Source organism: Streptomyces sp. ISL-12, from assembly GCF_018614415.1.
Taxonomy (GTDB): Bacteria; Actinomycetota; Actinomycetes; order Streptomycetales; family Streptomycetaceae; genus Streptomyces.
Genome location: NZ_JAGGOO010000170.1, coordinates 1 through 11,597, shown reverse-complemented (window position 1 = coordinate 11,597; position 11,597 = coordinate 1). Strand labels below are relative to the sequence as shown.

Annotated in this window: 13 protein-coding genes and 1 tRNA gene; 11 read left to right on the top strand and 3 right to left on the bottom strand. The window is 71.6% G+C overall.

Translation table 11 applies throughout. The annotated features are described in order from the left end of the window. Positions 1-527: 527 nt before the first annotated feature. The 7 genes from J7I94_RS35535 to J7I94_RS35505 all read left to right on the top strand — a co-directional run bounded on the left by J7I94_RS35535 (position 528) and on the right by J7I94_RS35505 (position 4,692). On the top strand, positions 528-1,061 hold the full coding sequence (locus tag J7I94_RS35535; RefSeq protein WP_215174110.1) for a hypothetical protein: 534 nt from the start codon (positions 528-530) through the stop codon (positions 1,059-1,061). A 59-nt stretch (positions 1,062-1,120) separates the two neighbouring features. Further along, positions 1,121-1,552, top strand: a complete 432-nt coding sequence (gene tadA / locus J7I94_RS35530; protein ID WP_251076224.1) for a tRNA adenosine(34) deaminase TadA — start codon at positions 1,121-1,123, stop codon at positions 1,550-1,552. Positions 1,553-1,712: 160 nt separating this feature from the next. Beyond that, positions 1,713-1,797: transfer RNA gene (locus J7I94_RS35525), tRNA-Ser, on the top strand. A gap of 108 nt (positions 1,798-1,905) precedes the next feature. Next, positions 1,906-2,082 carry a hypothetical protein gene (locus J7I94_RS35520; RefSeq protein ID WP_215174105.1) on the top strand — a complete coding sequence of 59 codons (177 nt, stop codon included), beginning with the start codon at positions 1,906-1,908 and terminating at the stop codon, positions 2,080-2,082. Between the two features lie 18 nt (positions 2,083-2,100). Then, positions 2,101-2,394, top strand: coding sequence for a Dabb family protein (locus J7I94_RS35515; RefSeq protein ID WP_215174100.1), 294 nt, complete (start codon positions 2,101-2,103; stop codon positions 2,392-2,394). Between the two features lie 202 nt (positions 2,395-2,596). Continuing rightward, positions 2,597-3,511 carry a SigB/SigF/SigG family RNA polymerase sigma factor gene (locus J7I94_RS35510; RefSeq protein ID WP_374198486.1) on the top strand — a complete coding sequence of 305 codons (915 nt, stop codon included), beginning with the start codon at positions 2,597-2,599 and terminating at the stop codon, positions 3,509-3,511. A 269-nt stretch (positions 3,512-3,780) separates the two neighbouring features. Continuing rightward, positions 3,781-4,692: an RNA polymerase sigma factor SigF gene (locus tag J7I94_RS35505; RefSeq protein WP_215174096.1), complete on the top strand. Its 912-nt coding sequence runs from the start codon at positions 3,781-3,783 to the stop codon at positions 4,690-4,692. 198 nt (positions 4,693-4,890) lie between these two features. On the opposite strand, the gene J7I94_RS35500 is transcribed toward J7I94_RS35505, so the two are convergent. Beyond that, entirely contained in the window at positions 4,891-5,091 is a 201-nt protein-coding gene (locus tag J7I94_RS35500) for a hypothetical protein (protein ID WP_215174094.1), read from the bottom strand. Between the two features lie 365 nt (positions 5,092-5,456). Here J7I94_RS35500 and J7I94_RS35495 point away from each other — a divergent pair, with 365 nt between their 5' ends. From J7I94_RS35495 to J7I94_RS35485, 3 genes are all read left to right on the top strand, one after another. Continuing rightward, positions 5,457-5,960: a MarR family winged helix-turn-helix transcriptional regulator gene (locus tag J7I94_RS35495; RefSeq protein WP_215174092.1), complete on the top strand. Its 504-nt coding sequence runs from the start codon at positions 5,457-5,459 to the stop codon at positions 5,958-5,960. A gap of 13 nt (positions 5,961-5,973) precedes the next feature. Beyond that, positions 5,974-8,514, top strand: a complete 2,541-nt coding sequence (locus J7I94_RS35490) for an MFS transporter (RefSeq protein ID WP_215174090.1) — start codon at positions 5,974-5,976, stop codon at positions 8,512-8,514. Positions 8,515-8,632: 118 nt separating this feature from the next. After that, a complete protein-coding gene (locus tag J7I94_RS35485) occupies positions 8,633-9,454 on the top strand; it encodes a YceI family protein (RefSeq protein ID WP_215174088.1) in 822 nt (273 codons plus the stop codon). Here the strand turns inward: J7I94_RS35485 and J7I94_RS35480 are convergent. Both J7I94_RS35480 and J7I94_RS35475 read right to left on the bottom strand, forming a co-directional pair. Further along, the gene (locus J7I94_RS35480) at positions 9,437-10,141 is read right to left on the bottom strand and encodes a GAF and ANTAR domain-containing protein (protein ID WP_215174086.1); all 705 of its coding nucleotides are present in this window, start codon (positions 10,139-10,141) and stop codon (positions 9,437-9,439) included. The genes J7I94_RS35485 and J7I94_RS35480 overlap by 18 nt on opposite strands. Positions 10,142-10,241: 100 nt before the next feature. After that, positions 10,242-10,988, bottom strand: coding sequence for a GAF and ANTAR domain-containing protein (locus J7I94_RS35475; protein WP_215174084.1), 747 nt, complete (start codon positions 10,986-10,988; stop codon positions 10,242-10,244). Positions 10,989-11,212: 224 nt separating this feature from the next. On the opposite strand from J7I94_RS35475, the gene J7I94_RS35470 reads away from it, so the two are divergent. Next, positions 11,213-11,584 carry an STAS domain-containing protein gene (locus J7I94_RS35470; RefSeq protein WP_374198483.1) on the top strand — a complete coding sequence of 124 codons (372 nt, stop codon included), beginning with the start codon at positions 11,213-11,215 and terminating at the stop codon, positions 11,582-11,584. Positions 11,585-11,597 lie beyond the last annotated feature (13 nt).

The window sequence follows — 11,597 nt, the reverse complement described above, 5'->3', positions numbered from 1 at the left end:
GGCGGAACAGGGCCGGGCGGAGCAATCGGACGCCGAGCGGCGGCGGCGCCGGGAGCGGTTCCTTCGCGAGCTGCGCGAGGCCCGGGAGTTGCGGGACCGGGTGCAGCCGCGCCGGGCCCGGACCGCCCGGCTGCGGCGGGCGATGCGCATGCGCACGTTCCGCTGGTAGGCCCGCCCGTGCGGGAAAGTGCGCGCGGCGCGGGGAAGATCGGGCGCCGCGCCGGTGTTGCTCCCGTGCGGGTGTGCGCGGGCGGCACGGAAAAGCCGCGTACGATCCGCACGTGGCGGCGACGATTGTGCTGGTGGGCCCCTCGTGACGCGGTTCCGGCGTGCTTGCGGACGGGACCGTGCCCCGGACGGACCCACGATCAAAACGGCCGGACACAGGGAGCCGAAGATGTCCCCTGACGGCCATGTTTCTGCCACGATTCCGAGTGGGTGGGGCTCGGAGCCCGCTCCTGGCCCGCCCGAGACCTCCGCCGGGGGGACCCCCAACCGGCACGCCTATGACCAGTGGGAGAGTCACGGTGTACTTCGCCGCACTGCTCGCGCGCACCGAAGACGGGTGGGAAGCGAGCGACACGGAGCTCGACGATGTGGAGACCCTGGCGGATCTGGCCGACCTGGCCCGGGAAGCCTCTCCCGACGAGGACACCGTCCTCGTCCTGATCGAGCAGGAGGGCGGGTGGTTCGGTGTCGTCCGCGTGGACGGCGAGGAGGACCCCCGCATCTACGTATCGGACGCCGCCGCCGCTGCCCGCAGCAGCTACGGCGAGATCCTGCTCACCGATGAACTGCTCGGCCGGGACCCCGGTGCCGACGGCCCCGACCTGGACGCCCTCGACCTCGACGGCACGGAGGACGGTGAGCCCGGCGACGACGAACCCGACGCCGCCGCGGACACCTCGTCCGCCGACGTGCCGCACGGGCCGGTGGGTGACCCCGGGGTCCTGGACGACCTCGGCGTGAGCGAGAAGGAGCTGCGCTCGATGACCGAGGACGCGCTCATGGAGATCGCCGAGTCGCTGGGCGCCTCGGAGGTACTGGAGACCGTCCGCTGACCGCACCGCACCTTCCGCAACCGGCTCCGGACCCGGTGCGCGACCCCTGGCGGGCCCCGATGCGGCTCGCCCTGGACGAGGCGCGCCGGGCCGCGCTGGGCGGTGACGTCCCCGTGGGTGCCGTCGTGCTGTCCCCGGACGGCACGACGGTCCTCGCGGCCGGGCACAACGAGCGTGAGGCCGGCGGCGATCCGACCGCGCACGCCGAGGTCCTCGCGATCCGGCGGGCCGCCGAACGCCTCGGCGCCTGGCGGCTGACCGGCTGCACGCTCGTCGTCACGCTGGAGCCCTGCACGATGTGCGCGGGCGCCCTCGTGCAGTCCCGGGTGGACCGGGTGGTCTACGGCGCCCGCGACGAGAAGGCGGGCGCGGCCGGCTCCCTGTGGGACGTCGTGCGCGACCGTCGGCTCAACCACCGGCCCGAGGTGATCGGGGGCGTCCTGGCCGAGGAGTGCGCCGGGCTGCTCACCGACTTCTTCCGCCACCGCTGAAGGCCGGACGCCGAGACAGGCCCCGGAGCCGAACCGGACACGGGACCCGGACACGGGACCCGTACACCGGACCCGGATATCGGACCCGTACACCGGACCCGTACACCGGACCCGGATATCGATTTCGGAGCACGACCCACCTTGCGGTAGGGTCTCCCTCGGTAGCGTGTCCGAGCGGCCGAAGGAGCTCGCCTCGAAAGCGAGTGTGGCGCAAGTCACCGAGGGTTCAAATCCCTCCGCTACCGCTTCTTCGCAAGGGCCCCGTCGAAAGACGGGGCCCTTCGTGCGATCATGAGCAGCGCTCGGGACAGCAGAGGCATCCGGCAGGGACGTCAGCGACAGGGGAGGCCGCGGTGGCGGTGAACGCGAAGAAGATCGCCGTCTATGTGGTCGTGGTCTTCGTGCTGTACCTGATCATCACGGACCCCGCCAAGGCGGCGGACTACGTCCAGATAGGGTTCGAGGGCATTTCCGACGCCGCCAAGGCCATCGGCGACTTCATGTCCTGGGTCGCCCACGGTGGACAGTAAGGACAACGGAGGACGGCGATGATCCGGCACCTGGTCCTGTTCAAGCTGAACGAGGGCGTCGAGCGCGACGACCCGCGCGTGGTCAAGGGCGTCGAACTGTTCCGCGCCCTCGGCGACCAGATCGACGAACTCCGCTTCTGGGAGTGCGCCTGGAACATCAGCGACCGCCCCATCGCCTACGACTTCGCCATCAACTCGGCCGTGGACGACACCGACGCCCTCAGGCGCTACCTGGAACACCCGGCGCACCAGGCGGGCGTCGCCCTGTGGCGTGAGTTCGCCACCTGGGTGATGGCCGACTACGAGTTCTAGCCCCCGCCCGACGGCACGTCCGGCCCCGCACCTCTCCGGTGCGGGGCCGATCTGCGTCACAGGGGCCGTTCACCACCCGTTCAACGCTCAACACGGCTTTATGCGGTGCTTGCACACAGTGCACATGTCTTGTGATGCTATGACCGCTTTTGACGGATGAGTTGACGGATGCGTTTGAACAGATCATGAGGTGGAGTTGACCGTGCCGGCCAGTACTGCGCCTCAAGCACCGCCGCAGGGACCCCAGGACGCCGCCGACACCCCCGCGCCGGAAACGACCCCGGAACCCGCACCGGAAACCGCCCCGGAACCCACCCCGGAAACCGCTCCCGCCCCCGCGCCCCAGCGCAGCAGCCGGGGTGCCGACACCCGGGCGCTGACCCAGGTGCTCTTCGCCGAGCTGAAGAACCTGGCCCCGGGCACGCCGGAGCACACCCGCGTGCGCGCGGCGCTCATCGAGGCCAACCTCCCGCTCGTGCGCTACGCCGCCGCCCGCTTCCGCTCCCGCAACGAGCCGATGGAGGACGTGGTCCAGGTCGGCACGATCGGGCTCATCAACGCCATCGACCGCTTCGACCCGGACCGGGGCGTGCAGTTCCCGACGTTCGCGATGCCGACCGTCGTCGGCGAGATCAAGCGGTACTTCCGCGACAACGTCCGCACCGTCCACGTACCGCGCCGGCTGCACGAGCTGTGGGTCCAGGTGAACAGCGCGACCGAGGACCTCACCACCGCCTTCGGGCGCTCCCCGACGACCGCGGAGATCGCCGAGCGGCTGCGCATCACCGAGGAGGAGGTGCTCTCCTGCATCGAGGCGGGACGCTCGTACCACGCCACCTCGCTGGAGGCCGCCCAGGAGGGCGACGGCCTGCCGGGACTCCTCGACCGCCTCGGCTACGAGGACCCCGCCCTCGACGGTGTCGAGCACCGCGACCTCGTCCGCCACCTCCTCGTCCAGCTCCCCGAGCGGGAGCAGCGCATCCTGCTGCTGCGGTACTACAGCAATCTGACCCAGTCGCAGATCAGCGCGGAACTCGGCGTCTCCCAGATGCACGTCTCGCGGCTACTCGCGCGTAGCTTCCAGCGTTTGAGGTCCGCGAACCGGATCGACGCGTAATCGCAAGCACGAGCGGGCTATAACCAGGGAGAGCGAATCGCTCACCAGGGCCTTTGTGGGCGATTCGGGGTCGAAAGGCCGTCAGACCCCCTGTTTCCAGGGGGTTTTCGCGTCTCGCATGTCGACATGTCACTACAGCGTGTTGCCGACATGTGACATTCTGCGTGAGACGCGTTTGCCGGGGCTCCGGCTCCGGTATTCAGGTGAGGGCTGCGCTCCTGAAGTGGGAGCGCGACGCCACGACCGTCCCGCGACCCAAAGGGGGTGGCATGTCCGCAGACCAGGGCAGCTCGAAGGTGCTCGCGCTCGCCGAGAGCGAGACCGCGCCCGACGCGCTCGACGCGCTGGGCTCCATCGATGAGACCTCTGCGCTCGACGCAGTGCCGGCCCAGCCTCTTCCGGCTCTCCCGGTGACGGAGGCCATCGACACCCGCACCCTGTCCCGCTCCCTGTTCCTGCGGCTCGCCGCCCTCGACGAGGACAGCCCGGAGCGCGCCTACGTCCGGGACACGCTGATCGAGCTGAACCTCCCGCTGGTGCGGTACGCCGCCGCGCGGTTCCGCTCCCGCAACGAGCCGATGGAGGACATCGTCCAGGTCGGCACCATCGGCCTGATCAAGGCGATCGACCGGTTCGACTGCGAACGGGGCGTGGAGTTCCCGACGTTCGCGATGCCGACCGTCGTCGGCGAGATCAAGCGGTTCTTCCGGGACACCTCGTGGTCGGTGCGCGTCCCGCGCCGCCTCCAGGAACTGCGCCTGGCCCTGACCAAGGCCTCCGACGAGCTGTCCCAGAAGCTGGACCGCTCGCCCACGGTCACCGAGCTGGCCGCCGTCCTCGGGGTGTCCGAGGAGGACGTCGTCGACGGCCTCGCGGTCGGCAACGCGTACACGGCGTCCTCGCTGGACTCCCCGGCCCCCGAGGACGACGGCGGCGAGGGCTCGCTGGCGGACCGCCTGGGCTACGAGGACACGGCGCTGGAGGGCGTGGAGTACCGGGAGTCCCTCAAGCCGCTGCTGGCCAAGCTGCCGCCCCGGGAGCGGCGGATCATCATGCTCCGCTTCTTCGCCAACATGACCCAGTCGCAGATCGGCGAGGAGGTCGGCATCTCCCAGATGCACGTCTCACGCCTGCTGACCCGCACCCTGTCCCAGCTCCGCGAGGGCCTCATCTCCGACTGAGCAGCCCCTTCCGGCGGGACGACGGAGAAGACGGCCGGGGCGACGCCCCACCGCGCACCCCGCCGCGAGGCCCCGCCGCGGCACCCCGTCGCGCGCCCTGCTGCGCCGCCCCGCCGCGCCACCCCGCCGAAAACCGAGCGCCGCCCCCCGTGAAGACGGTGGGGCGGCGCCTGAGCTGAGCGGGAACGCGGCGGCGGGTTACTTCAGTGCGAGCCAGGCCACGGCCGCGACGACCACGACGGCCACCACGACGCCGATGATCAGGCCGACGCGGGGGCCGGACGAGCCGGCGGCCGCCGTCTGCCGGGTACCCGGGCCCTCCTCGTCGACGAACGCGCGGAACATCTGGGTGCTGCCAGCGGGGTCGTAATTGCCCTGGGGGCCCTGGGTGTTAGCCATGGGCCGAGACATTAGCGAATCCGGCGGAAGGTCCCAAGCGCGGGTCCACCGGGCGGACCGCCACCCGGCGGACCCGCCCACCGATCACCCCGCTGATCCCCCGGCCGGCGCCCCTGCCGATCACCCCGCCGATCACCCGTCGGCCACCACCCGAGCACCACGCCGCCACCGCCCGAGCACCACGCGGCCACCCCCCGAGCACCACGCCGCCACCCCCCGGCCACCGCCCGTCCAGCCGCCACCTGCACGTTTACGTTCGCAATACTTGCCTTTGCCAACCTTTTAGTGCTCTCTTACCTTCTTTATTTGCCTTCAGCAACCAACAGCTCTTATGGTTGCCCTAAGCAACAAATCAGGAGGTGCAGATGGCCGAGAAGGCGCAGTACGAGGAGCTGATCCGCCAGTTCAGCGCCTTCGGCGCCGTGAAACGGGAGCTGGGCCGCATCCTGCCGGCCGACTGCCCCGGAGGCTCCGCCGCCGTACTGACGTTGCTCGGCCGCCACGGCGACATGCGCATGAGCAAGCTCGCGGAGCTGCTCGCCGTGGACATGTCGGTGACCAGCCGCCATGTCGCCCACATCGCCGATCGGGGTTGGATCGAACGGTCCCCCGACCCGGCCGACAAGCGCTCGCGCATCCTGCGTCTGACGCCCGAGGGCCAGACGCAGCTCGACGAGCTGTCCGAACGGACCACACAGCTGCTCGCCCACCGACTGAGCGACTGGACCGACGACGAGGTCGGCCAGCTCGCGGGGCTCATGGCCCGGCTCAGGGCGAGTTTCGACGACTGCCGGTCGGCGGTACCGCCGCGGCCCGCCGCGCCGTCCGCGGCCGAGCAGTCCACCCGTACACCCGCGATCACCACGTAAGCAAAGGAAGTCCATGGCAACGACCACACCAGCCGGTGTGCGGGCTCATGCCAAGCACGGGGGAGGCTCCGCCGAAGGCGCTCCTATGACGCACCGGCAGATCATGGAGGCGCTGTCCGGGCTGCTGCTCGGCATGTTCGCCGCCATCCTGTCCTCGACCATCGTCACCAACGCCCTGCCCGAGATCATCGGTGACCTGGGCGGCGGTCAGAGTGCCTACACCTGGGTCGTCACGGCCTCGCTGCTGGCGATGACCGCCTCCACCCCCCTGTGGGGCAAGCTCGCGGACCTGGTCAGCAAGAAGGCCCTGGTCCAGATAGCCCTGATCGTCTACGTCGTCGGCTCGATCGTCGCCGGTCTCTCGCAGAACCCGGCGATGCTGATCAGCGCGCGTGTCATCCAGGGTCTGGGCGCCGGCGGTCTGTCCGCCCTGGCGCAGATCATCATGGCCGCGATGATCTCCCCGCGTGAGCGCGGCCGTTACTCCGGCTACCTGGGCGCGACCTTCGCCGTCGCCACCGTCGGCGGTCCGCTGCTCGGCGGTGTCATCACCGACACCAGCTGGCTCGGCTGGCGCTACTGCCTCTACGTCGGTGTGCCCTTCGCGCTCATCGCGCTGTTCGTCCTGCAGAAGACGCTGAACCTGCCGGTCGTCAAGCGCAAGGTCAAGGTCGACTGGGCCGGTGCCTTCTTCATCACCGCCGCCGTCTGCCTGCTGCTCGTCTGGGTCACCTTCGCCGACGACAAGTACGACTGGATGTCGTGGCAGACCGGCGTCATGGTCGGCGGCTCGATCGTGCTGGCGCTGATCTTCTGCCTGGTCGAGACCAAGGCCAGCGAGCCGATCATCCCGCTGCGCCTGTTCAAGAACCGCACCATCACGCTGGCGTCGATCGCCTCGCTGTTCGTCGGTATCGCGATGTTCGCGGGCACCGTCTACTTCAGCCAGTACTTCCAGCTGGCCCGGGACAAGTCCCCGACCATGTCGGGCGTCATGACCATCCCGATGATCGGCGGTCTGTTCGTCTCCTCCACCGTCTCCGGTCAGATCATCACCAAGACCGGCAAGTGGAAGGGCTGGCTGCTGGCCGGCGGCGTGCTGCTGACGGCGGGCCTCGGCCTGCTGGGCGGCATGCGGTACGACACCCCGTACTGGCACATCGCGATCTTCATGGCGCTGATGGGTCTCGGCGTCGGCATGATGATGCAGAACCTCGTGCTCTGCACCCAGAACCAGGTGGCCCCGAGCGACCTGGGCGCCGCGTCCTCCACCGTGACCTTCTTCCGGTCCCTCGGCGGTGCGGTCGGCGTCTCCGTGCTCGGCTCGATCATGTCCACCCGGATCAGCCACTACGCCTCCGACACCATCGGGCAGCTCAGCCCGCAGGAGCAGGCGGCGGCGGCCAAGGCGGCCGGCGGCAGCTCGATCCCGGACATGGACCTGCTGCCCCCGGGCATCCGCGAGTGGCTGGAGAGCGCCTACGGGCACGGCATCGCCGACATCTTCCTGATCGTCGCGCCGATCGCCTTCCTCGGCTTCCTCGTGACGCTGTTCATCAAGGAGGTCCCGCTGCGCACCTCCGGCGCCCTGGCGCAGGCCGCCGAGGCCAACGGCCAGACCGCTTCCCCGGCCGCCCCGGCCCCCGCCGAGGCCGCCGCCCCGGCCGCCGAGCCGGTTCCGGCCGGTGTGGCCGCCGCCTCGGTCTCCGAGCCCGGTGCGGCCCAGACCCAGCGGCTCGCCGCGGTCGCCACGGCGGCCACCGGTGCCGGTGACTCCCCGGCCCCCGTCTCCGGCGGCATCCCGGTCCGCGGCTTCGTCCGCGGCGCCGAGAGCGCGCCCGTGGCACAGGCCGCGGTCACGCTGATCTCGCTCGGCGGACGGCAGCTCGGCCGCTCGGTCGCGCAGGCCGACGGCTCCTACGGCGTGGACGCGCCGGGTGCCGGGTCCTACGTCCTGATCGCCTCCGCCGACGGCTACCAGCCGCAGGCGTCGACGATCGTGGTCAACGACGAGCCGGTCGCCTACGACGTCCTGCTCAGCGGCACCAGCGGCCTGACCGGTCTGGTGCGGGCCGCGGCGAACGGGCAGCCCGTCAAGGACGCCATGGTCATCGTGACCGACGTCCGCGGCGACCTGCTGGCCACCGCCGCCACCGGCGAGGGCGGCGACTTCACCCTCGCCGAGCTGGTGCCGGGCACGGTGACCGTGGCGGTCAACGCCGCCGGGTTCCGGCCGCGCGCGCTGCCCGTCGAGGTCGGCGGCACCGGGGTCACCCGGGTCGAGGTCGACCTGGAGGCCGGCGCCCGCGTGCAGGGCACCGTCAAGGCGCCGCACGGCCCGCTGGCCGACGCCCGCGTCACGCTGGTCGACGCGGCCGGCAACGTGGTCGGCACCGCCACCACCGGTTCGGACGGGGCGTACGCCTTCACCGACCTGGACAGCGGCGAGTACACCGTCATCGCGACGGGCTACCCGCCGGTGGCGACGTCCCTGACCGTCAACGGACCGGGCGCCGACGGCCACGACATCGAACTCGCCCACCCCGGCGAGTAGCGAGACCCCGGCCCGTGGTGGCGTGCGCGCTCTGAGCGGAGGTGCGCACGCCACCGCGGGCCGGTTCTTTTTTGACCACTTACCAGCACTTTCTACGCCTTTGCAGGGAGAAAACGGGATGGGACTGACCGCGAAGATCCGAACGCGGGACGGATGGGCCGTGTCGCACGCGGTCGTCACGGTGACCGACATGACCGGTACGCAGGTGCTGCGCGCCGAGGCGGACGCCGAGGGGGCCGTACGGGACACCACCGAGCTGCGGCCGGGGGCGTACACCGTGATCGTCACGGCGGTCGGGTACGCGCCGGCCGCGTCCAGCGCGATCGTGACCGCCAGCGGCCGGGCCGAGGTCGGCACGGTGACGCTGGCCCGGCAGGGCGGCACCGAGCTGCCGCCGCCGGGACCGTGGACCATCGACCCGGCGCACTCCAGCGTCGGCGCGGTCGCCCAGCACCTGGGCATCTCCAGCGTGCACGGCCGGTTCACGGAGTTCAGTGGGCTGGTGGAGATCGCCCCGGACGACGTCACCAAGTCGCGGGTGGAGGCGGTCATCCGCGCCGCGTCCATCGACACCGGCAACGGCATGCGGGACACGCACCTGAAGTCGGCGGACTTCCTGGACGTCGAGCGGTTCCCGGACATCACCTTCCGCTCCACGGGCGTGGCGGAGGCCGGCCGGGACCGCTGGACCGTCCACGGCGAGCTGGGCCTGCACGGCGTGGTCCGCCCGGTCGACCTGGACCTGTCCTACCTGGGCACCGGCGCCGACCCGTGGGGCGGCACCCGGGCCGCCTTCAAGGCCACCACGGAGCTGCGGCGCGAGGACTTCGCCATGAACTACAACCAGGTCCTCCAGGCCGGCATCGCCGCCATCGGCACCACGCTCCGGGTGGAGCTGGACATCCAGGCCGTCCAGGGCGACTCACTGCCGGCCGTCTGAGCGGCCCGCCCGGCCGACCCGGTCCACCAGGTCCTGGCACAGGTCCCGGAGCTTGACGTTGCGGTTCTGGGAGACGCGGCGCAGCCGGTCCAGCGCGGCCCGGGCGTCGACCCGCTCCCGGGACATCAGGATGCCGATCGCCTGGTCGATGACGCTGCGGGACAGCAGGGCGGTGCGCACGTCGGCGGCCGAGGAGCGCTGCCGTTCGATGCGCAGCGCCGCGTCGACGGCACCGGCGGCCCGCTCCGCGAAGGCGCGGGCCGTCTCCCGTCCCGCGGCCAGCGAGCGCGGCTGAAGGCCGTAGAGGTTGAGGGCGGCCCCCGTCTCGCCCTCCAGGGCGAGCGGCAGCGCCAGCACACAGCGCACCCCGGTGGCGAGCGCGTACTCGGTGTACGTCGGCCAGCGGGTCTCGGCGGCCAGATCGGGGACGTAGCGCGGGCTCCCCGTCGCCGCGGCGTCCACGCAGGGGCCGGAGCCGTTCTCGTACTGCCTCAGGTCCAGTCCGGGCGGCAGGCCCCGGCTGCCGGCCAGCGTCAGCAGCCGGTCGGCGCGGCGCACGGTGATGCTGCACGCCACGGCGCCGGGCACCTCCCGCACCGCGCGGTCGGTCAGATCGCGCAGCAGGGTGTCGAGGCCCTGGCTGCGCACCAAGGCGTGGTCCAGCGTGTCGGGCGTCTCGGCGGTCATGACCGTACGGATATCCCGTCGCCGCCCGTTGACGCCTCGCCGCCGGCCGGGCCGTCGGTCGGCCCGCGAGCCGGTCCGCGAACCGAGCCGCGAACCGAGGCTAGCGCTCGGCGGCGCCCCGGCCGCCGGGCACGTCGTGGGCGTCGACGATGCGGCGGGCGAGGTCGCGCAGCTTCACGTTCTCCCGCTGGGACGCCTTGACCAGGCTCTCGAAGGCACCGGCGGCGTCGGTCTCCATGCGCTCCATCAGGATGCCGGTGGCCTGGCCGATCAGGTCCCGGGTGCGCATCGCCTCGGTGAGCTGCTCGCGTTCGGTCGCCGAGTCCAGGGCCAGGCTGACGTGCGCGGTGAACAGCCGCCCGACGCGGGTGGCGTCGTCGTCGAAGGCGCGGGGGCGGCTGGCGTAGGCCGTCAGCACGGTGAGACTGCGCCGGTCGGCGCGGAGCCGCAGCGACAGCGCGGACCGCAGTCCGGAGTCGGACAGGGCGGTGCCGGGCGCCTCCGCCAGGCTGTCCGCCAGCCGGGCCACGGGCACCGTCCACAGGCGGTCCAGGAGCGGATGCGGTTCCCGGCCGCCGGGACGGGACTCCGCGGTGCGTACGGCCTCGTCGGTCCAGGCCAGCACGCGGCGCTGGTTGCCGCGCTCGACCACCGAGATGCCCGCCTGCTCGGCTCCGGGCACCAGGGTCACCGCCAGTTTGACCGCGGTGCGCAGGGTGCCGTTGGGGGTGACGGTCGCGTGCAGTTCCCGAGCCGCCGCGGTCAGGACCTCGGCCAGCTCGAAACCAGCCGGAAAACGCGGCACATCGGTAAAATCGGACGCAGTCACCACGAACCTCTTCGGCATGCACGGCCGTACGACCGTGCGCAGGAGAGCTCCGCAGCACATTCCCGACTGCGAGCACAGGACGGACAGAACTCTAGCTGCTCGGTTGCACACAGGTGACGCCTGGCTGACGGTCCGCCCGGCCACCTTCCGCGCCCGGACCCCGGCATGGTGGAATGGGTGCCGGGTCAGGAAGCGGCCACCCCTTTTCCGTAAGCCGGACGGACGTCTGTCAGGTGAGCGACGTGACTTTCCTCCCCCCACCCGGTGCGCCGTACGAGCCACCGGGCTGCGCCGTGCTCGCGCTGCCCCCCGAGATCGACTTCTGCAATGCCTCGGGGCTGCTCCCCCTCATCCTCGAAGCGGCCGGCGCCCGGGACGAACCGCTGCGGCTGCTCGTCCTGGACCTGACCGGGACCGTCTTCATGGACTCCCAGGGCATCCGGCTGCTCGACGAGGTACGCCACCGGCTGCCCGGCGGGGTCCGGCTGCGACTGGTCGCCGACCCGCGGGGGGTGCCCAGCCGGGTCCTGGAACTCTCCGGCCTGCGCCGGGACATCCCGGTCCACGACAACCTCGTCGAGGCGTTGGGGAGGCAGAGCGGGGCCGCGGCCTAGGGCCTGTCGTTTG